This is a genomic window from Sphingomonas sp. MJ1 (PH-R8) (assembly GCF_048058635.1).
Lineage (GTDB): Bacteria > Pseudomonadota > Alphaproteobacteria > Sphingomonadales > Sphingomonadaceae > Sphingomonas.
This window is the reverse complement of record NZ_JBBEFX010000001.1, coordinates 171,855-190,572: the sequence shown is the minus strand read 5'-3', so window position 1 is coordinate 190,572 and position 18,718 is coordinate 171,855. Positions and strand designations below refer to the sequence as shown.

The 18,718-nt window shown below is 67.2% G+C and carries 20 protein-coding genes, 1 tRNA gene and 1 riboswitch; of the genes, 6 read left to right on the top strand and 15 right to left on the bottom strand.

What is annotated here, in order from left to right:
- Nucleotides 1-114: 114 nt before the first annotated feature.
- Entirely contained in the window at nt 115-3,141 is a 3,027-nt protein-coding gene (locus VPH46_RS00930) for a TonB-dependent receptor (protein WP_416608072.1), read from the bottom strand.
- A gap of 555 nt (nt 3,142-3,696) precedes the next feature.
- Here VPH46_RS00930 and VPH46_RS00925 point away from each other — a divergent pair.
- Nucleotides 3,697-4,044 carry a DUF3088 domain-containing protein gene (locus tag VPH46_RS00925; RefSeq protein ID WP_416608071.1) on the top strand — a complete coding sequence of 116 codons (348 nt, stop codon included), beginning with the start codon at nt 3,697-3,699 and terminating at the stop codon, nt 4,042-4,044.
- 487 nt (nt 4,045-4,531) lie between these two features.
- Nucleotides 4,532-4,831, top strand: coding sequence for a hypothetical protein (locus VPH46_RS00920; protein WP_416608069.1), 300 nt, complete (start codon nt 4,532-4,534; stop codon nt 4,829-4,831).
- A 110-nt stretch (nt 4,832-4,941) separates the two neighbouring features.
- Here the strand turns inward: VPH46_RS00920 and VPH46_RS00915 are convergent.
- Nucleotides 4,942-5,016: transfer RNA gene (locus tag VPH46_RS00915), tRNA-Gln, on the bottom strand.
- A 46-nt stretch (nt 5,017-5,062) separates the two neighbouring features.
- On the bottom strand, nt 5,063-6,163 hold the full coding sequence (locus VPH46_RS00910; RefSeq protein WP_416608067.1) for a branched-chain amino acid aminotransferase: 1,101 nt from the start codon (nt 6,161-6,163) through the stop codon (nt 5,063-5,065).
- Between the two features lie 76 nt (nt 6,164-6,239).
- Here VPH46_RS00910 and VPH46_RS00905 point away from each other — a divergent pair, with 76 nt between their 5' ends.
- Nucleotides 6,240-6,731, top strand: a complete 492-nt coding sequence (locus VPH46_RS00905; protein ID WP_125959979.1) for a MarR family winged helix-turn-helix transcriptional regulator — start codon at nt 6,240-6,242, stop codon at nt 6,729-6,731.
- On the opposite strand, the gene proC is transcribed toward VPH46_RS00905, so the two are convergent.
- From proC to cobU, 7 genes are all read right to left on the bottom strand, one after another.
- Nucleotides 6,732-7,544 (bottom strand): pyrroline-5-carboxylate reductase, encoded by an 813-nt coding sequence (gene proC / locus VPH46_RS00900; RefSeq protein WP_416608064.1) that lies wholly within the window; start codon nt 7,542-7,544, stop codon nt 6,732-6,734. It abuts the gene before it with no gap.
- Nucleotides 7,541-8,041 carry a YbjN domain-containing protein gene (locus VPH46_RS00895; RefSeq protein WP_125959981.1) on the bottom strand — a complete coding sequence of 167 codons (501 nt, stop codon included), beginning with the start codon at nt 8,039-8,041 and terminating at the stop codon, nt 7,541-7,543. Before VPH46_RS00895 ends, proC begins: the two co-directional genes overlap by 4 nt.
- 107 nt (nt 8,042-8,148) lie before the next feature.
- Nucleotides 8,149-8,448, bottom strand: coding sequence for an accessory factor UbiK family protein (locus VPH46_RS00890; RefSeq protein WP_416608062.1), 300 nt, complete (start codon nt 8,446-8,448; stop codon nt 8,149-8,151).
- 20 nt (nt 8,449-8,468) lie between these two features.
- A complete protein-coding gene (locus tag VPH46_RS00885) occupies nt 8,469-9,023 on the bottom strand; it encodes a TspO/MBR family protein (protein ID WP_416608060.1) in 555 nt (184 codons plus the stop codon).
- An 84-nt stretch (nt 9,024-9,107) separates the two neighbouring features.
- On the bottom strand, nt 9,108-9,863 hold the full coding sequence (locus tag VPH46_RS00880; RefSeq protein WP_416608058.1) for a TlyA family RNA methyltransferase: 756 nt from the start codon (nt 9,861-9,863) through the stop codon (nt 9,108-9,110).
- 40 nt (nt 9,864-9,903) lie between these two features.
- Complete coding sequence (locus tag VPH46_RS00875; RefSeq protein WP_416608337.1) at nt 9,904-11,289, bottom strand: L-serine ammonia-lyase; 1,386 nt, start codon at nt 11,287-11,289, stop codon at nt 9,904-9,906.
- A gap of 100 nt (nt 11,290-11,389) precedes the next feature.
- Nucleotides 11,390-11,480, bottom strand: a riboswitch (glycine riboswitch).
- A gap of 44 nt (nt 11,481-11,524) precedes the next feature.
- Nucleotides 11,525-12,049 carry a bifunctional adenosylcobinamide kinase/adenosylcobinamide-phosphate guanylyltransferase gene (gene cobU / locus VPH46_RS00870; RefSeq protein WP_416608056.1) on the bottom strand — a complete coding sequence of 175 codons (525 nt, stop codon included), beginning with the start codon at nt 12,047-12,049 and terminating at the stop codon, nt 11,525-11,527.
- Nucleotides 12,050-12,117: 68 nt separating this feature from the next.
- Here cobU and VPH46_RS00865 point away from each other — a divergent pair, with 68 nt between their 5' ends.
- Genes VPH46_RS00865 through VPH46_RS00855 form a run of 3 tightly spaced genes read left to right on the top strand, consistent with a single transcriptional unit; the run spans nt 12,118 to nt 15,486 of the window.
- The gene (locus VPH46_RS00865; protein ID WP_416608054.1) at nt 12,118-13,104 is read left to right on the top strand and encodes an aminotransferase class I/II-fold pyridoxal phosphate-dependent enzyme; all 987 of its coding nucleotides are present in this window, start codon (nt 12,118-12,120) and stop codon (nt 13,102-13,104) included.
- Nucleotides 13,058-14,035, top strand: coding sequence for an adenosylcobinamide-phosphate synthase CbiB (cbiB, locus tag VPH46_RS00860; RefSeq protein ID WP_416608051.1), 978 nt, complete (start codon nt 13,058-13,060; stop codon nt 14,033-14,035). The genes VPH46_RS00865 and cbiB overlap by 47 nt, the downstream gene beginning before the upstream one ends.
- Nucleotides 14,023-15,486 carry a cobyric acid synthase gene (locus VPH46_RS00855; protein WP_416608049.1) on the top strand — a complete coding sequence of 488 codons (1,464 nt, stop codon included), beginning with the start codon at nt 14,023-14,025 and terminating at the stop codon, nt 15,484-15,486. Before cbiB ends, VPH46_RS00855 begins: the two co-directional genes overlap by 13 nt.
- Here VPH46_RS00855 and cobS read toward each other — a convergent pair.
- Genes cobS through VPH46_RS00830 form a run of 5 tightly spaced genes read right to left on the bottom strand, consistent with a single transcriptional unit; the run spans nt 15,463 to nt 18,707 of the window.
- Nucleotides 15,463-16,179 (bottom strand): adenosylcobinamide-GDP ribazoletransferase, encoded by a 717-nt coding sequence (cobS, locus tag VPH46_RS00850; RefSeq protein ID WP_416608046.1) that lies wholly within the window; start codon nt 16,177-16,179, stop codon nt 15,463-15,465. The two genes, VPH46_RS00855 and cobS, sit on opposite strands and share 24 nt — an antisense overlap.
- The gene (locus VPH46_RS00845; protein WP_416608043.1) at nt 16,176-16,745 is read right to left on the bottom strand and encodes a histidine phosphatase family protein; all 570 of its coding nucleotides are present in this window, start codon (nt 16,743-16,745) and stop codon (nt 16,176-16,178) included. The genes cobS and VPH46_RS00845 overlap by 4 nt, the downstream gene beginning before the upstream one ends.
- Nucleotides 16,742-17,758 carry a nicotinate-nucleotide--dimethylbenzimidazole phosphoribosyltransferase gene (gene cobT, locus VPH46_RS00840; RefSeq protein WP_416608041.1) on the bottom strand — a complete coding sequence of 339 codons (1,017 nt, stop codon included), beginning with the start codon at nt 17,756-17,758 and terminating at the stop codon, nt 16,742-16,744. Before cobT ends, VPH46_RS00845 begins: the two co-directional genes overlap by 4 nt.
- Nucleotides 17,755-18,162 carry a DUF1636 domain-containing protein gene (locus tag VPH46_RS00835; protein ID WP_416608335.1) on the bottom strand — a complete coding sequence of 136 codons (408 nt, stop codon included), beginning with the start codon at nt 18,160-18,162 and terminating at the stop codon, nt 17,755-17,757. The genes cobT and VPH46_RS00835 overlap by 4 nt, the downstream gene beginning before the upstream one ends.
- A complete protein-coding gene (locus VPH46_RS00830; RefSeq protein WP_416608038.1) occupies nt 18,162-18,707 on the bottom strand; it encodes a hypothetical protein in 546 nt (181 codons plus the stop codon). Before VPH46_RS00830 ends, VPH46_RS00835 begins: the two co-directional genes overlap by 1 nt.
- Nucleotides 18,708-18,718 lie beyond the last annotated feature (11 nt).

The window sequence follows — 18,718 nt, the reverse complement described above, 5'->3', positions numbered from 1 at the left end:
CTTCATCTCGGCTGAAGCGTCCCTGCACATGGCGGAAGGGGACCTCGGCCCTATGGTGTCATCCGAAGCCAATGGGTGGCTCCGTCCGGAACCACCCATTGGCAAAGCCGCATCTTAGAACTTGTACGCGAACCCAAGGTACGCGCGACGTCCCGCATATTCGTTCGAGATGAAGCGGTCCTTGGTGTCGTTACCCAGATGCTGCCGTTGTTCGGACTTGGTCAGGTTGATGATCGAGGCCGTGATCTGCAAGTTCTGGAAGACCTCGAACGCGGCATTCAGATCGACCTGTTCGTACGGATCGTCATAAACGTTCAGGCCAGAAGACAGCCCGCGCACCACTTCACCTCGGCGATTATAGGAAGCGCGCAGCAGGATCGGTCCCCGTTCATAGAAGATCGAGGCGTTGACCTGTGTCTTCGCGCTGCCGACCAAGGGGGATTCACCCACCTCCGTGCCGTTCAGCGAGACCGCGGCCTGTGACGTGTCATTGTACGTGAAGTTCACCTGCGCGCCGAGCCCGAAGTCGAGCGTGTGCTGGGCATAGACTTCCACCCCCTGCGACACCGCACTCGTGCCATTGGCCTGGGTGGAATATTGCTGCACCGTCACGGTCTCGCCGGCGACTTCCTGCGAGAGGTCGATCACTACCGGTACGATGAAGTCGGAGACGTCCTTGCGGAACAGGGTTGCGCCCAGCACCGAACCCGGCCGGAAATACCACTCCACGCCCACGTCATACTGCCACGCGCTGAACGGCTTCAGCGCAAAATTGCCGCCGTTGCCGAACCAGCCCGGCCGCGCACCGAACTCCGCACGATCGAACACGAACGGATCCGCGTTGAACGTGAGGGAGCGAGACCCAGCCAGATCGCCGTAGCCAGGCCGCGAAATCACCTTCGATGCCGCTGCACGCACCAGCAGGTCCGGGGTCACGTCCCACGAGATGTTGAAGCTGGGCAGGACGTCCGTGTAGCTCTTGCCTTCGGCGTTCGGGCTGAAGACGCGGTCCTGCCGATCCTTCTCCGGGATCACCAGGCAGTTGCCATCCTCACCCTTCGGTTTGTTCGGATCGAACGCACCGCCCGGACCATTCTGGCAGTAATCGTTCTCGTAGATGATCTGGTCGGTCGATACGCCGCTCTGCTTCGTATTCACGACACGTACGCCGATGTTGCCGCGCACATTGCTGGTCTTGAAGTTCAGCTGGGCATAGCCCGCCCAGATCCTCTCCTCGATATTGTAGAGGTTCTGCGGTTCGGGAACCCGGACCGGACCGTTGTAGGTCTCGTTCAGATAGCCGATGTACTGTTGTATGTTGAGGGCCGGGAATGCGTTGGACTCAAAGCCCCCGGCGATATTCCCCAGCGAGTTGGGATAGAAGAACTCCGGCAAGGCCAGCGCACCGCCTGGCGTGTCCTGGAAGCGCAGCGTATTCGCGGCGTCCGAATACCATTCGAAACGGCCGGTCTCGCGATGGATACGGCCGTCGCGCCACTTCACGCCGGCCTGGAGCGTATCCAGGAACGGCGAATCGAACTTCCGCGTCACGTCGACTTGGGCGTAGCGCTGAGAAATCGTGCTGTTTGTGAAGCCCGACCCCGTCGATCCGAGGTCGATCTGGGCGACCCCGTTCAACATGTTCTGGAGCACATCGGGCGAGAATTGCATCGCGATCGACTGATCGGTGAAATTCCAGGCGCTGAGATCATTGCCGTTGACGGTGCCGTTGCGCGGCTTGGCTTGTGCATAGAATTGGAAGGACGGCCCGCCCTTGGCCTTGGTCTTGCCGACCACGAAGTCGACTGTCAGCCGGTCGAGTTCCCAGGTGCCGCGCGCATCATAGGTGTTGGAGACACTCTTCTCACGAACATAGGTGTTCTGCGGCGCCGGCGTCTCCATGGTGCAGAGATTGCCGGGAACGCGGCAGCCGGTGCCTTCCGGCGGAACCTCAAACTTCGCACCGGTCAGGATCGTCCCGCTCCTGTCGAACGTGGCGCCGGTGAAGAAGTTGCCATAGCCCCACTCGGGGATCTTGATCGTGTTGCTGGTGTAATCGCCGTTGAGCTGGAACCGGAAGTAGTTGGCGGTGATCTCCAGATTGTCGAACGGCCGCATCTGCGCCGTGGCTTGGATGCCGAGCCGCTTGCGCTCCTGATTGAAGATGTTGGTGCCGACCGACTGGGGCGCCCAATATCCGCTGTAATGAGTACCGTCGCGCGTCGTGGTTCCGGCGTCCGCGCCGCTGTTCCAATAGGAAACGGCGGAGTCGTTTGCGAAGCCATTCCCGTTCACATCGGTCGCAGGCTGGCTCGCCTTGTCATCGGTCCACCACTGCCAGCTGTCGGCAGAGGAGCTTAGCGTCCGGTTGGTCCGCACCTGATAGGTAGCGCCCAGCAGGAAGCCGAGAGTCTTGTCCTCGTTATGCCAGGACACCAAACCCGACAGGTTCGGCTCCACCTTCTCCGTCACATCGGCATAGGTGCCTTCGGCCGAGAAGCTGCCGGACCAAGGCTCCAGATCAAACGGCTCGCGCGTGTGGTTGATGATGACGCCGCCGACGCCCCCTTCGTCCAGCCGGGCTTCGGGGGACTTGAACACCTCGACACTGCCGATCAGAGAGGAGGGGAGCAGCAGGTAGTTGAACGAGCGCGACGGATCGCCGCTGTCCGCGGACGCGATGAAGTTGCCGTTGAGCTCGGTGAGGGTCAGGTCGGAACTAAGGCCGCGAATGCTGACGCGACTGCCCTCGCCGCCGTCGCGATCGATGATCACGCCCGGCACGCGCTGCAGCGAGTCCGCGACGTTCTTGTCGGGGAACTTGCCGACATCCTCGGCCGTGATCACGTCGACGAACGCATTCGCCTCGCGCTTCTGCGTCAGGCTCTGCTCGATCGAACGGCGGTAGCCGGTGACCAGGATCTCGCCGCCGGCGCTCGCATCGTCCTGCGCTGCCGGCTGGGTCTCGTCCTGCAAGGCGCTGATGTCGCGGTCGGGCTGTCCCGACGGCGGGGTCGAATTGGTGTCCTGCGCATGCGCGATACCGCCCATGCCGACGATCACACTCGCAGATACCAGCAGGTGGCGCACCAATCCGGCACGCGAGGCCGCAGTCGCCCGACAAAGCTTATAAGCGTTCATCTCCATCCCCATCCTAAGTTCGAGGGCGGCTCCGCCCTCTCGCTACTTTTTATTTTCTTTGCAGACGTCCGCGGGGAAGAAGCCCCTCCTCCGCCTCGGGTCCAGGGCGGATAACAGGATACAAAAAGTAAATTGTCAATTGGATCGCGTGATGCGGCGTCGGAAGAGCATGCAACGCGCTCAGGAACGATGAAGGTTGTTAGCGATAACGAAGAAGAAGCACGCGGCGCGTATCTCAGTCACGCAGCCAAGCGCACGGTCCTTCACTTTCCGACGTCGACACCGTCCTGCTGCCAACGGCCAGCGAATCTGCGGCGACGCGACCGCTTTCCTGCCTCAGGGGAACGGCCGCTAACCACTCATTTTCAGCGGCTCCAGGTGGAGGTACCCTCCGGCTCGCTCCGGGAGACACCGCCGAAGACCTGGCTCCTAGAGAGCGTGCGGTCGAGCGGCACCCTCGTCGCACCCCTCCGGCTAGATCGACACCAGGCGCGCACCTCTGGCAGTTCGATTTCCTTGCGCTAAAAGAGAGCCTCACGAAGAGAGGCGCTCCCGATGGGCCGAGACAAACTCATCATCATCAAGCCCGACTTTGTTGATCCGGCCTTGCCGGGCGCACGCTTCTACTGCTGGCACTGCGCCTTGATGGAAGGCGTCCTTGTCAGCTTTCCTACATTGGCGACGCGTATCGACGTTCTTCGGGTCGACTGGGCCCGACCGAGGCAGGCGGTTATCGAGTTGGCCGGAGCCGAGAACCAATCGCTCCCGCTCCTCTTGCTGGCCGATGATGCCGGCGCTCGAATGGCAACCGGGAGCTATAACGGACAAGCCTTCGTGCAAGGCAAAGATGCGATCCTGGAGGCGCTAGCGCGCCGACACGGAATCCCGTTCCCGCATCCATGATCAAGAAGGAGCGCACCAGCTTCACCGCTCGATTCCGAAAAGAGTTGGCACGCCGTCCGCCGAACCGGCTGCGGCCCGGAGCCAGACGCCAGAGGCGGACGCCGGTGGCTTCACAACCTAGTCGCCTCAGCGTGCACGAGCACTGCTTCTACAAGCCCTCCTCATGCTCGATGCAGGCGGTAACTCTGGCGTCGAAATAGGCGAGAGCAGCGGCTCTCTTGTCCGGAGGCAGCATCGGAAGCGCGAATGGCGCGGTTCTCCCCAATCCAAGGGCGGCGCCGCAAGCGGTATCCTCCTCTGCTTGTCGCGAACAAGCGTAGATCGCATCCTCAAGGTGGGCACTATGCACCGCCGCTGAGCAGGACCGGACGCTATCGGCCAGGCTCGGCTCTGCCAGACCCGCCACCAGGATCGTCAGAAACACTGCAGGTCCCTTTCTGTGTGCCGCCTGCTGGCGGACTGGCAAAGCTGACGCCACTCAGCAAGGGTGACCATATTGGCCGTCAAACTGCCAACCCTTCCCATCCACCGCCGCGACGGCGATCGACACGACGATCGATTGCAGAAGCAGGAAGAGGTGACCGGCATCGCCGCCAGCTGGCACGATCGCGGCGCCGCGAAGATGAAGACGGTCGCGGTCGGCATGGCGGACTGCGACCGCAAGCTGTCCCGCACTCATGCCAACGAAGCAGACGCCCGGCGGCCGAGAGCACCGTCAGAAATCGCTGCGATGCTTAGTTGGACCGTCTCTACGCTCCCCGTCCGCTCGATCTCTATCAAGCGATGACCACGTCGCTGAGCGAGGCTGCCGTCACCAAAGTCGAAGCAGTCCAACGCGCAGCTGCGGAATGCCGTCGAAGCGAGCACCACAAGGACAAAGAAGTGAATGTGAAGAGTTGGCTGGGGCGGCAGGATTCGAACCTGCGAATGCCGGTACCAAAAACCGGTGCCTTACCGCTTGGCGACGCCCCAACAGCCGCGGGGCCTTATACCGGCCCCGGGCGCTGTGGAAAGGGGCTTATGCGTCGATCCGCTCGAGCCAGCCGTACGGATCTTCGGTGCGGCCGCGCTGCAGGTTCACCAACGTGTCGCGCAGCGCGATCGTACGCTCGCCCGGGCCGCCGTTGCCGATCGAGAAGCTGCCCTGCGGCGAGGATACCTTGCCGATCGGGGTCACAACCGCCGCGGTGCCGCAGGCGAATGCTTCGCGAAGCCGGCCGCTGAGCGCATCTGCCTCCCACTGGTCGATTCCATAGCGTTCCTCGCGCACGGTGATCCCCTGGTCGCGCGCGATCCGCAGGATCGAATCGCGGGTGATGCCGGGCAGGATCGTTCCGGTCAGCGGCGGGGTCAGCATGCTGCCATCGTCGAATACGAAGAAGATGTTCATGCCGCCCAGTTCCTCGACCCAGCGCCGCTCGGCTGCATCGAGGAAGACAACCTGGTCGCAGCCCTGACGGATCGCCTCCGCCTGCGCCACCAGGCTGCCCGCATAGTTGCCGCCGCACTTCGCATCGCCGGTGCCGCCCGGCGCTGCGCGCGTATATTCCTGGGAGACCCACAGCGACACGCTCGGCGCGCCACCCTTGAAATAGGCACCGACCGAAGAGGCGAGCACAATGTAGAGGTACTCGGCCGAGGGCTTCACGCCCAGGAACACCTCGCTCGCGAACATGAACGGGCGCAGGTAGAGCGCCCCGCCCTCGCCGTCGGGAATCCAGTCACGCTCGACCAGCGAGAGCTCCCGGCAGGACGCGAGGAACAGCTTCTCCGGCAGCTCCGGCATCGCCATGCGGCGCGCCGAACGACGGAAGCGCTTTGCATTCTCTTCCGGACGGAAAAGGCCGACGCCGCCGTCTTCGAGCCGGTACGCCTTCAGCCCCTCGAAGATTTCCTGGGCATAGTGGAGCACCGCCGCTGCGGGGTCCATCTGCACGGGGCCGCGCGCGATGATTTGCATGTCGTGCCAGCCCTTCTCGTCGGACCAGCGTGCAATCGCCATGTGATCAGTGAACACGCGACCGAAGCCCGGGCTCACCAGCTTGTCCGCACGCTCGCTGGCCGGGAGCGGCGAGGCGTTCGGTGTAAGAGGAAAGCGCGTTTCGGACTGGTCGATCATGATCTGCTCCGCAATCGGACGGCGCGGTGCCGTTCCGGCTTGCCGTGGCCTAAGCCCACTGGCAGAACAGGTCAACATGACTGTCCCAAATCGTGCAGCCTCGGCCCAGTTCCTCCGCGAGACGGAAATCCGCCGCGGCTTCGAGCTGCTTTATTTCGGGCATTCCAATCTGACCCGCGTGACCGACGCCGAGCTCGAAGCGCACAAGCTCGGCCGGGCGCATTACCGGGCCCTCTACTTCATTGCCCGCAAGCCCAGCCTGTCGGTGAGCGAACTGCTGCGGCTGTTGGCGATCACGAAGCAGTCGCTGGGGCGCGTGCTGGGCGAGCTTTCCGAACGCGGACTGGTGGAAAGCCGAAGCGACGATCGCGACGCGCGCAGGCGGCTGCTGAAGCTGACGCCGGAAGGCGCTGCGCTGGAGAGCCGCTTGTATCAGCTCGTGCGGGAGCGGCTGGCGAAAGCCTATCAGACGGCCGGACCGGAGGCGGTCGCAGGGTTCTGGACGGTGCTCGAAAGCCTCATCCCGGACAGCGACCGTCCGATGATCCGGGCACTCGGCGAGCGCTGATCAGCCGCGCGCGGCGGCCGCCATCTCGGCATTGCGCCGAGCCGATGCGGCCAGCGTCTCCGCCATCAGACGACGCAGGACATCCTCGCGGTCGAGCACGTTGAGGCCCTCGCGGGTGGAGCCGCCCGGGCTCGCGACCCGGTCGGCCAGGGTCGCGGGCGAAGCGTCCGTCCCGCTGGCCAACGCTCCTGCGCCTTCGACGGTCGCGATCGCCAAGCGTCGCGCCTGGTCCTCCGGAAGGCCGAGCGCCGCGCCCGCCGCGCCCATCGCGTCGATGAAGCGAAAAACGAAGCCGGGGCCGCATCCCGACAGCGCGGTCACCGCATCGAAGAGCCCCTCCTCGCCGATCCATTCGACGGTGCCGAGCGGCGCCATCAGCGCCGTCGCCGCACCGCGTAGCCTCTCATCGGTGCTATCGCTGTGCAACGCCACCACACCCTTGCCGATCGACACCGGCAGGTTCGGCATCGCGCGCACGATGGCATCCGCCTGGAATCGCGCCCCAAGCGCTGCATTCTCCACGCCTGCCAGGATCGAGAGCAGAAGCTTGGGGCGAAGCTGCGCAACCGCCGTCTGCGCGATGATGTCGAGCTGCTGCGGCTTCACCCCCAGCATCATGGTCGCTGGTGCGGGCGCGTCGGCAGGCACCTCCGTCAGCACGCGAATGCCGTCGATCGGCAGCGTGCCGTTGCGATTGATGACGGTGACGTCAGCCGCAGACACGTGGCCGGTGTCCAGCCAACGGCGCAGCATCGCTCCGGCCATGTTGCCACATCCGACCAGCCAGATCGGTCCGGCGAGCGGTTGGGTCACGCCTCGCCCCGCGTCTCGATCATCGAGGCGGCGATTGCCTCTCGCGGAGACTTGCCGCCCCACAATACGAACTGGAACACCGGGTAGAAGCGCTCGCACTCGTCGATCGCGGTATCGACCAGAACCTCGGCCTGCTCCAGCGAGAGCGCCGCTTCCTCGACATCGATCATCGCTGCATGGCGGAACAGCAGGATGCCGCTCGAAGACCACAATTCGAAGTGGCCGATCCACAGCTGCTCGTTGATCAGGCCGATCGCCTCATAGATGGTCGCGCGTCGGTCGTCCGCGACGCGCACGTCCGGGAAGGCCAGGAACTGGAGCACGCCGTCGTCCGCGCGCCAGATCGCACGCAGCTCGAACTCGGTCCAGCTGCCCTTGACCTTGGCGACGATCTCATCCTCGTCGCGCTGGTGCGACCAGCCGTGCGCGGCGAAGTAGCGCTCCAACATATCGATCGGAGCGGCAGCGTCGCGATCATCCTCGGCTTCGTCGAGCATCAGGTCCTTTCCGGGTGGGCAGTCGTCATGGTTCGGAAATGCCAAGCGGCGCGCACCGACACAAGGTCGACGCGCGCCGCTTGGTCCAGAAAGCTGGGGAAAACCCGTTAGCCGATGCTGTCGCCCGCAAGCGGTTCGGCCGCCGTGGGGGCCGTGCTTCCGGCAGCCAGCTTCGCCTCCAGGGCTTCCAGTCGTGCCTTCAGGCCATCTGCCTCGTCCCGCGCGGCAACGGCCATCGCCTTCACGACCTCGAACTCGTCGCGGCTGACGAAGTCGAGTCCGCCGACGAATTCACGCACCCGCTCGCGCGCTGCGCTTTCGCCCTCACGCGCCATGCCAGCCAGCGTGCCGGCAGCACCGTTCACGAACTTGGCGAAATCGTCGAAGATCCGGTTTTCGGATTGCATGTGTCAGGTCCTTCCCGCGTCTAGATCGCCATTTGGGCAGACGAGGTCGCGGGCACAAGGGTTTCGGCACCCGGATTACGCCGATCGATCTCCCAGGTGAGCGCCGTCGCCAGGATCAGCCACCCGACATAGGGCACGAAAAGCAACGCCGCACGCGGGCGGATCCGAGCGAACAACCAGGCCGTAAGCGCCACCAGAACAAGCAGCACCAGGATCAGCGCCAGGGCCGCGGACACGCGATGCGCTCCGAAGAACAGCGGCATCCAGGCGAGGTTGAGCACCAGTTGCACGACAAAGGCGCTGACCGCGATCCCACGGCCGCGCGCGCCTCGCGCGTCGAGCACCATCGCCAAGGCGACGCCCAGCAGCACGTAGATCAGCGTCCAGGCAACCGGGAAGGCCCAGTCCGGCGGCGTGAACCAAGGCTTCGCCAAGGTGGCGTACCAGGCGTTCTGGGATCCCGCGGGAACCAGGCTGCCGGCGGCCAGGCCCAGGAGGAGGACGAGCGGCACGGTCACGATCGCCCACCGCAGGAAGCCCGCACGCAGTTGCGCTCTGGAAGCGATCTCGTTCACGCGCTCAATCCTGTTCATCCGGTCGCGTTGTCTGCGGTGCGGCCGGGTGCAATGCAAGCCGGGGCCGGCACTCAGAGCCTGTCCCTATTCGGGACCGCCGCCCTCATCGGGAGCATGAGCTGCGATGAGGAACTCAACGTTGCCTTCGGGACCGGTGATGGGGCTCTGCGTCACGCCCTCCACCTGCCAGCCGCGACCGGTGAGCCAGTTCGCCACCTCGTCGCACACCCGCGCGTGCACGGCGGGATCGCGGACGACGCCGCCCTTGCCCACCTCCGCGCGCCCGGCCTCGAACTGCGGCTTCACCAGCGCGAGCAGCCGCGCGCCGGGCTTCGCGAACCCCATCGGCACATCGAGCACCTTGGCGAGCGCGATGAAGCTCGCGTCGCAGACGATCAGGTCCACCCGCTCCGGCACATGCGCCTCGGTGAGGAGCCGCGCGCTCGTCTGCTCGTGCACGATGACCCTGGGGTCCTGGCGAAGCTTCCAGGCGAGCTGGTTGGTGCCGCTGTCGACGGCATAGACGCGCGCCGCCCCGCGGGTCAGGAGCACGTCGGTGAAGCCGCCCGTGGACGAGCCGACGTCGATCGCAACCGCGCCATCGACCGTCCAGCCGAAGTGATCGAGGCCATGGGCGAGCTTGACGCCGCCGCGGGAAACCCAGGGATGGTCGCGCCCGCGCACGTCCAGCACGGCATCGTCCGCCAGTTGCTGCCCCGGCTTGTCGATCTTGCGATCGCCGACGAACACCAGGCCGGCCATCACCAAAGCCTGCGCCCGCGTACGGCTCTCGGCAAGGCCTCGGTCGACGAGCAACTGGTCGGCACGGATCTTGGGCATGGCGGCCGCATGGACCGGAACGGCCCCCGCAGGCAAGCCGTCAGCAGGCGACGACGTTCACTGCCAGGCCGCCCAGGCTCGTCTCCTTGTACTCGGATCGCATGTGGTCGCCGGTCTGCCGCATCGTCTCGATCACCGCGTCCAGCGGCACGATATGGCTGCCGTCGCCATGCAGCGCCAGATAGGCGGCGTTGACCGCCTTCACCGCGCCCATGGTGTTGCGCTCGATGCAGGGCACCTGCACCAGGCCACCGATCGGGTCGCAGGTCAGGCCAAGGTTGTGCTCCATGCCGATCTCGGCCGCGTTCTCGATCTGCTGGTTCGTGCCGCCGAGCACCGCCGCAAGCCCCGCTGCCGCCATCGAACAGGCGACGCCCACCTCCCCCTGGCACCCCATCTCGGCAGCCGAGATCGAAGCGCGCTTCTTGTACAGGAAGCCGATGGCTGCCGCGGTGGCTAGCAGTACCCGCGAGCCCTCCGGCGTCGCTCCTTCCACGAACCGCTCGTAATATTGGAGCACTGCCGGGATGACGCCCGCCGCCCCGTTCGTGGGCGCGGTAACCACCCGCCCGCCGGCCGCATTCTCCTCGTTGACGGCGAGCGCCCACAGGCTGATCCATTCCATCACCGACGCGGGCGCCGCTTGATCGCTGCGCGCAGCCAGCGTCGTGTGCAGTGCCTTGGCACGACGGCGGACGTTCAGGCCCCCCGGCAGCACGCCGTCGGTCGCACAGCCCCGTTCGATGGACGCGAGCATCGCCGCCCGCACGGCATCCAGAAAGGCATCGGTTTCCTCGCGGCTGCGCCAGGCGCACTCGTTGCGGCGGACGATCTCAGCGATCGAAAGGCCGGTCGCCTCGCCCAGCTCGAGCAACTCGGCACCAGAGGCGAATGGATGCGCGACCGCGGCATTGGCGATGTGCAACCCGGCGCCCGCCTCCACCACCACGCCGCCGCCGATCGAGAAATAGGTCTGGGTGCGTTCGCCCCCGTCCGCATTCCAGGCGGTGAAGCGCACCGCATTGGGATGCCCGGGCAGGAATTCGTGCGAGAAGACGATGTCGTCCGCGCCGAACGCGATCGGCACCCGGCCGCCAAGCTGCAATCGGCCGCGTTCGCGCACCGCCCGCAGGATCTCCGGTACTCCGTCGGGATCCACGGTATCGGGCAGATGCCCGGCAAGCCCGAGCACGACGGCGCTGTCGGTCGCGTGGCCGCGTCCCGTCAGCGACAGCGAACCGAACAGCTCGCAGCGGACGCGAACCGGCTGCAGCGCCTCCAGCGCCGCCTCCGCAAACCCATGGGCCGCCCGCATCGGCCCCACGGTGTGGGAGCTCGACGGCCCGATGCCGATCGTGAACAATTCGGTGACGCTGATCGCGCGGCGCGCGTCGGCGCGGCTGTTCTGGGAAGGATCGTCCGGCATGATGAACTCCCCGCCTTCCGGCGGTTGCATGCCCCCTCTGTCCTTCCTGCCTGAGAATGCTATCCCGTCGGCGGACGCCAGCGCGCCTCTCTCCAGATGTTGATGACGACCGGTCCTTCTGCCTGAAAGTTTCCGGGGCGGTTGCTCCTTCGGCGCCGGGCTGGTGCCCGATCTCTCCCATGTCGTCGCCCGCGTGCTGCCGCTTGCGCCGGGCAGGTGTCAAGCCGGATCGGGGTCACTTCACGATGATGGGAATGCCCGCCACGGTCATGTGCACCCGGTCGACCACCGCGGCGACGCGCTGGTTGATGGTGCCGGCAAGATCGCGGAACGCCCTGGCGAGCGCGTTGTCGGGCACGATGCCGAGCCCGACCTCATTGGCGACGAGGAGCACCTGCCCCCGCGCGCGCTCCAGTGCCGCCAGCAACTGCGCCAGCCGCTCCTCGGCATCCTCCTGGCCGAGCAGCAAGTTGGAAGCCCACAGCGTCAGACAGTCGACCAGCACCACGGCATCCTCGTCATCCGCGGCCGCGATCGCGCCGGCCAAGTCGACCGACGCCTCGACGGTCGTCCACCGGCTGTCGCGATCGGCCTGGTGCCGCCGGATCCGATCGGTCATCTCGTCGTCGAACGCCTGGGCAGTCGCGATGAAGACCAGCCGACCACCCGATGCCTCGGCCAGCCTTTGTGCGTAGCGGCTCTTGCCCGAACGGGCGCCGCCCAGCACCAGCATCGTGCGTCCCGATCGATCGATGCTCATCCTTGCCCCTTGCCTGTTGCTCCGCCAATGCGGATGGAGGCTGCCGCACCCCAAGTCGAGGCTCCGCATTGCGCGCATTGATGTTCCACGGCGGCTGCCTCGAAGAGGCGACGCACTGCTTTCCCGATGCGCCGCAGCCATGGCTCGATCTCTCCACCGGGATCAACCCCGTCGCATGGACCCCGGCGATCGCGCCCGACATCGACCTCGCTCGGCTACCTTCGGAGCGATCGCGCGCGGCACTGGAAGCGGCCGCCGCAGCCGCTTTCGGGGCACAGCATCTGGCGATCACCGCACTGCCGGGCACCGAATTGGGGCTGCGGCTGCTCGGCGGCCTCGGGTTGCCGTCCCCGCACCGCCACGGTGCGCCCGGCTACCGGACCCACGCGGATGTCCTCGCGTGCAGCGCATCGATCCGGATCGATGCGCTTGGGGCAGTCGGCGACGGCACCTTGCTCCTGGCGAACCCGAACAACCCGGACGGCCGCGTGCGCGCGCCCGAACAGATGCTGGAGCTCGGCCGTCGCATTGCTCGCGCAGGTGGCGTGCTGGTGATCGACGAGGCCTTCGCCGACGCGAATCCAGAGGTAAGCGTGCTCCCGCATCTGACGCCAAACGATCGGGTGCTCGTCTTCCGGTCGTTCGGGAAGTTCTTCGGCTTGGCCGGCGTCCGCCTGGGCTTCGCCTGTGGTGCGGCGGATCTGGTGGCGGCGTTGCGCGATCGGCTGGGAAGCTGGCCGGTCTCCGCCCACGCGATCGCGCTCGGCACTGCCGCCTATGGCGATGCCGACTGGATCGCCGACGCCCGCAAGCAGTTGGCCGAGCGCTGCGCGGCTCTGGATGCTGTGCTGCGTCGTCATCACCTTGAGCCGCAGGGCGCAAGTCCGCTATTCCGTCTGATCGAGGACGCAGGGGCGCAGGCGATCTTCACCGACTTGGCGCGCCAAGGCATCCTGACCCGGCCATTCGAATATGCGCCCGAGTGGCTGCGCATCGGCCTTCCAGCAGATGCGGCGGCGCTGGCGCGGCTCGATCGGGCGCTCTCCCATCGCTGAGCCGATCGCCCTGCTCGCGCTCGCGATCGATGCCGCCGTCGGGTGGCCCGAACGGCTCTACGCCCGCGTCGGCCACCCGGTCGGCGGCTTCGCGCGCCTGATCGGTGCGTGCGAGGCGCGCTGGAACGTTCCGGACCGGTTGGAGTGGAGCCGCCGCACCGCCGGGGTTCTCACGGTCATGCTCCTGATCGCCGCGGCAGCGGGTGGCGCCTGGCTCCTCGAACGAACGGCCCGCGACCTGCTGGGTCCCTATGGCTGGATCGGCGTGGCGCTGTTGGCGGCACCCGGCCTGGCACAGCGAAGCCTGGACGATCACGTCCGGCCGGTCGCAGCGGCCCTGCTGGCCGGCGACCTGCCCGGGGCGCGTACTGCAGTCTCCCGCATCGTCGGCAGGGACACTGCCGCGCTCGATGAAGCCGGCGTCGCGCGCGCCGGCATCGAAAGCCTTGCCGAGAGCTTCTGCGACGGCATCGCCGCGCCGCTCTTCTGGCTTCTGCTGCTGGGACTGCCGGGGCTTTGGGCCTACAAGGCGCTCAACACTGCGGACAGCCTGATCGGCCATCGCGAGCCGCGCTGGCGTGCCTTCGGCTGGGCCTCGGCGCGGACCGACGACCTGGCCAATATCCTGCCGGCCCGATTGGGTGGTGCCCTCCTCTGCCTTGCTGGCGCCGGCGGGTGGCGGACGATGCTGCGCGACGCCCGCCGTCATGCGTCCCCCAATGCCGGTTGGACGGAAGCGGCGATGGCCGGCGCTCTTCGCGTCCGGCTGGCCGGGCCGATCGCTTATGACCGCGTGACGGCGGACAAGCCGTGGATCGGCGGCGAATATCGAGACCCGACTTCAAAAGACCTTCTCAGAGCGCTCCGCGTCTATCGTCGCGCCTGTCTCTTTCTCTGGGTGATTGCAGGAGCCATTGCATGGGTGCCGTGATGTTGCAGGGGACCGGCTCCGACGTCGGCAAGTCAGTGCTGGTCGCGGGCCTCTGCCGGGCGCTCGCCAATCGCGGCCTGCGCGTGCGTCCGTTCAAGCCGCAGAACATGTCGAACAACGCCGCGGTCACGGCGGATGGCGGCGAGATCGGCCGTGCCCAGGCCACCCAGGCCCTGGCTGCGCGGGTGCGACCCAGCGTCGACATGAACCCCGTGCTGCTGAAACCCCAGGGGGACCGTACCTCGCAACTGGTAGTGCGGGGACAGGTGCGCGGCATTCTTCGGGCTGCGCAATGGCGCCAGGGTCGCGAGGGCCTGCTCGACGAGGTGCTGGCGAGCTATCGGCGGTTACGGGCCGAAGCGGACATCGTCGTGATCGAGGGCGCCGGCTCGCCTGCCGAAATCAACCTCCGCGCCGGCGACATCGCCAACATGGGCTTCGCGCGCGCGGCGGGGGTGCCGGTGGTGCTGGTCGGCGACATCGACCGGGGCGGCGTGATCGCCTCGCTGGTCGGCACGCGCGCGGTGATCGATCAGGCAGACGCCGCGATGATCCACGGCTTTCTGGTCAACAAGTTTCGCGGAGACCCGACCCTGTTCTCCGATGGCTACGAAGCGATCGCGGAACGGACGGGGTGGCGCGGCTTCGGCGTGGTGCCGTGGCTCACGGATGCCGCCAGGCTGCCGAGCGAGGATGCGGTCGTGCTCCAGCAATCCCAGGCACCGAGAGCGGATCGCGTGCTGGTTGCATGCCCGATCACCGCCCACATCGCCAACTTCGACGACCTCGATCCGCTCCGGCTCGAGCCCGACGTGGAACTGGTGATGGTCCCGCCCGGCAAGCCGATCCCGGCAGAGGCGGCGCTGACCGTCCTTGCCGGCTCCAAGGCGACGATCGCCGATCTCCGCTTCGTCCGGGCGCAAGGGTGGGACATCGACATACGGGCGCATCATCGACGCGGGCGCCCGGTGCTGGGCCTGTGTGGCGGATACCAGATGCTCGGACTCAGCATCGCCGATCCGGAGGGGCTCGAGGGTCCTGCGGAGAGGGTCGAAGGGCTCGGGCTGCTGGCAGTCGACACGGTGCTCGGCGGCGACAAGAACCTGGCAGAGGTCCGCGGTACGGCCAATGGCGCGGCGTTCGAGGGCTATGAAATCCATCTCGGCCGGACATCGGGGCCCGACACGGCACGCCCCGCGGTGCGCTTCGAAGACGGCCGGACGGACGGCGCGGTGAGTGCGGACGGGCTGGTGACCGGAAGCTATGTGCATGGTCTGCTGGGGCTGGCCGCGCAACGGCGCGCGTGGCTCGCGCGGATCGGCGTGGCAGGCAGCGGCCCGGACCACAGCATTTCCGTCGACCGCGCGCTCGACAGTATCGCGGCGGAGCTGGAGCAGCATGTTGACCTCGACGCGCTGATCGCGCTGTCAGCGCTGACAGATTGCGACTAGCGCCACCAGCAATCCGGTCTCCACCAGCTCGATTCCTGCACCATGGGCGTCGCCGGTGATCCCGCCCAGGCGTCGCCGGAACCAGGCCGCAGCAGCCGCGATCAGCAGCGGCGCGACGATCAGGGAAGGCACTGCGACGCATGCGGCCGCCAACACGGCCGCCCAGCCCCAAAGATCGCGCGCGCGGACCGCCGAGGCCACGGTTGCGCCCAGCCCAGCCGGCTTGAGCGGCGGGAGCCAGCGTGCCCAGGCGAGCGGGCCGATGCGAGCGGCAAACGGCACCAGCACGACCGGAAGCCATCCGACGCCCGCCGCGCCATGAAGCAGCACCAGCTTGGCCAGCAGCTGCAACACGATCGCCACCACGCCGAAGCTTCCGACATGGGGATCGGCCATGACCGCGATCAGACGACTACGATCGCCGTGCGCGGCACCCACGCCGTCAGCAACATCGGAAAGGCCGTCGAGATGCAGCGCGCCCGTCACCCCCACCCAGCAGGCGAGCGCCGCAAGCGCGCCGACCCATGGGTCGGCGAGGCTCCCGAGCCATCCCGCACCGGCAACGAGCGCCCCCACCACCAACCCCACAAGCGGGTAGCAGCGGATCGCGGCCGCAAACGCCTCGGGACCGGCGGACCCCGACGGAACCGGCAGGCGAGTGAGAAAGCCGAACGCGAGCAGCAGCCCCTTCATGGACGCAAGGCCAGGATTTGCGCCGCGGGCGGCTCGCCGCGCCAGAGGCGTAGCGAGAGCACACAGGCATAAGGCAGATCAAAGGCCCAACTCTGACGCCGGTCGAAGCCGCAGGTCGCTACCAGAGCCGCCCGCATGGCGCCCGCGTGAGTAACGATCAGGCTGCCGTCCTCGACCTCTTCCAGGGCTCGGGCGACGCGCGCGAGGAGCGTCGACCAGCGCTCGCCACCGGGAGGCGGCGCGCCATCCGGATCGTCCCAGAACTCGCGGAGAGCCGCAGCGTCCACCTCTTCCGGGCTCCGTCCGTCCCAATGTCCGAAATCGAGTTCCCGCCAACGGCCATCAAGGCGCAGCGGTACCTGGTGATCCGTGGCGATCGCCCTGGCGCAGTCCGACGAGCGGCGCAGATCGGACGCGACCACCTGTCGGATGGCCAACCCGGTCGCAGCCGAACGGCATGCCCGCACCCCGTCGGGGAGTACTGCACAATCCGTGCTGCCGAGAAGCCGGCCGGCAAGCGCCGGCTCGCCGTGGCGCATCAGGTGAAGATCGATCGGCGCCGTCACGCCTCGGAAACGCCTGCCTCGGCAAAGCTCGCCATCTGGTCGTGGGTCGCGATCGCGGCGCGCACCACGCCCGCTGCAACCGCAGCACCGCTCCCCTCCCCCAGTCGCATCCCCAAGAAGAGGATCGGGGTGAGCCCGAGCCGGTCGAGCAGCCGCGCATGACCGGGCTCGGCCGAGCAATGTCCGGCGAGGCAATGCCCGACGATGTCCGGGTTGGTTGCCGCAAGCGGCGCTACGCCGGAACAGCAGATGAAGCCGTCCAGCAGCACGGGAACGCCTGCCTGCCGTGCCGCAAGCACCGCGCCGGCGATAGCGACGATCTCCCGTCCGCCGAGGCGTCGGAGGATGTCAAAGGCACTCGATGCCGCCTTCGCGTGACGGGTCAGGGCCGCGTCCACCGCTGCGACCTTTGCGTCGAATGCACTACCGTGGACGCCGGTACCCGGCCCCACCCAATCCCGCGCGCCGCCGCCGAAGCTCGCTGCCGCCAATGCGGCCGCCGCCGTCGAGTTGCCGATGCCCATCTCGCCCAGCACGAGCAGGTCGAGATCCGGCTCGACCACCGCGGCGCCCACATTGAGCGCCGCGAGGCACTCCTCGGCCGACATGGCGGGCGCTTCGACGAAGTCCTCCGTCGGGCGGTCGAGCTCGATCGGGACGACGACCAGTTCCAGCCCGGCGGCTCGGGCCAGTGCGTTGATGGCGGCGCCTCCGGCTTCAAAGTTGGCGACCATCTGCGCCGTAACCTCGGACGGAAAGGCACTCACCCCCCGCGCCGCCACGCCATGGTTGCCCGCGAAGATCGCCACCCGCCCCCGGTCGATCCGTGGGCGCTCGCGTCCCTGCCACGCGGCGAGAAACAGCGCGATCTCCTCCAGCCTGCCCAGGGATCCGGGTGGCTTGGTGAGGACGTCCTGGCGGGCGGCAGCAGCATCGCGCGCTGCCGCATCGATGCTCCGAAGACTTCCTAACGCCGCTTCGAACGCTGCGGCCGAAGCGTAGAAGCCGCTCATGCCACCACGAAGCCAGCGGGTGGCATGCGCGTGAGGAAGTGCCCCTTCACACCTTCCGGCCAGTCGCGATAGGGCACCTGGCCGCCGTCGCTGTCGGCATACAGGACCGCATAGTCTAGGATCGCACGTGCCGCACCCTCGTCCGGTGTGAAGCGCCCGAGCACGTAGCCGACCTTCTCCGGCGCGCGCAGATGCACCGTGCAGGAATCCCCGCAGGCGAACAAGCAGGGCATTTCCTCGACGGCCACGGCCCCATAGGCAGGGTCGCTCGCCTGCACGGCCCGCAGTGCCTCGACTAGGCGGGCACCGCTTCGCTTGCCGCTGTCGCCGGCCTGTCCCTCACCGGGCACGCGGCAGGTGTTGCACGCGACGATCGCCGGCCCGGTCGCCGCTGGCCTCAGGATCATGCGAGCGCACGCTCCGTCCGCACGGGCGGCACGCCGAGGCTGATGAGCAGACGGTGGAGAACCAGCAAGCCTGCGAGCACGGCCGCGTTGCGCGCGAGTTGGCGCAGCAGCACGTCCGGAGCGAAAGCCGCGGTCCCGCCATCCAGCACCACGGTGCCGAGAAGAATTATCACCTTGAAGGCGACGAAGGACGCGACGAAGCTCAGGCCGAGCCGGGTGAGGAACCCCGCCCCCGATCGCGCGGCAGCCCAGTGGGCTGCGATGGCGCCCGCGACGGCCGCGAGCCCCATCACCCCACCCCAGCCGAGGCTGTTGGCGGCCAGAGGGTAATCAAGCCAGCAGAAGCCGACGAGCTGGCTCGCCGCCCATGCGAGCAGCGCGAGCGACACCCCGTCCTTCGCCCGCATGTGCACCGCAGCCAGGGCGGCAAGCGCCGGGAATGGCGTCGCGCACTTGAACACCAGGGTGGTCGCCACGCTCGCCACGGTGAGCAGCAGGATCCAGAGCGCCGATGCGGCTTGGGAAGAACGGGGTGTCGTCATCGATCATTTCC

Excerpts from the sequence above, each read along its gene's own strand:
- VPH46_RS00890 (WP_416608062.1), bottom strand. The coding sequence starts at position 8,448 with ATGCAATCCGAAAACCGGATCTTCGACGATTTCGCCAAGTTCGTGAAC.
- cbiB (WP_416608051.1), top strand. The coding sequence starts at position 13,058 with ATGCGGCGGCGCTGGCGCGGCTCGATCGGGCGCTCTCCCATCGCTGAG.
- VPH46_RS00875 (WP_416608337.1), bottom strand. The coding sequence starts at position 11,289 with ATGCCGGACGATCCTTCCCAGAACAGCCGCGCCGACGCGCGCCGCGCG.
- VPH46_RS00910 (WP_416608067.1), bottom strand. The coding sequence starts at position 6,163 with ATGATCGACCAGTCCGAAACGCGCTTTCCTCTTACACCGAACGCCTCG.
- VPH46_RS00855 (WP_416608049.1), top strand. The coding sequence starts at position 14,023 with ATGGGTGCCGTGATGTTGCAGGGGACCGGCTCCGACGTCGGCAAGTCA.
- cobU (WP_416608056.1), bottom strand. The coding sequence starts at position 12,049 with ATGAGCATCGATCGATCGGGACGCACGATGCTGGTGCTGGGCGGCGCC.
- VPH46_RS00930 (WP_416608072.1), bottom strand. The coding sequence starts at position 3,141 with ATGAACGCTTATAAGCTTTGTCGGGCGACTGCGGCCTCGCGTGCCGGA.
- VPH46_RS00830 (WP_416608038.1), bottom strand. The coding sequence starts at position 18,707 with ATGACGACACCCCGTTCTTCCCAAGCCGCATCGGCGCTCTGGATCCTG.
- cobT (WP_416608041.1), bottom strand. The coding sequence starts at position 17,758 with ATGAGCGGCTTCTACGCTTCGGCCGCAGCGTTCGAAGCGGCGTTAGGA.
- cobS (WP_416608046.1), bottom strand. The coding sequence starts at position 16,179 with ATGAAGGGGCTGCTGCTCGCGTTCGGCTTTCTCACTCGCCTGCCGGTT.
- VPH46_RS00925 (WP_416608071.1), top strand. The coding sequence starts at position 3,697 with ATGGGCCGAGACAAACTCATCATCATCAAGCCCGACTTTGTTGATCCG.
- VPH46_RS00905 (WP_125959979.1), top strand. The coding sequence starts at position 6,240 with ATGACTGTCCCAAATCGTGCAGCCTCGGCCCAGTTCCTCCGCGAGACG.
- VPH46_RS00880 (WP_416608058.1), bottom strand. The coding sequence starts at position 9,863 with ATGCCCAAGATCCGTGCCGACCAGTTGCTCGTCGACCGAGGCCTTGCC.
- VPH46_RS00895 (WP_125959981.1), bottom strand. The coding sequence starts at position 8,041 with ATGCTCGACGAAGCCGAGGATGATCGCGACGCTGCCGCTCCGATCGAT.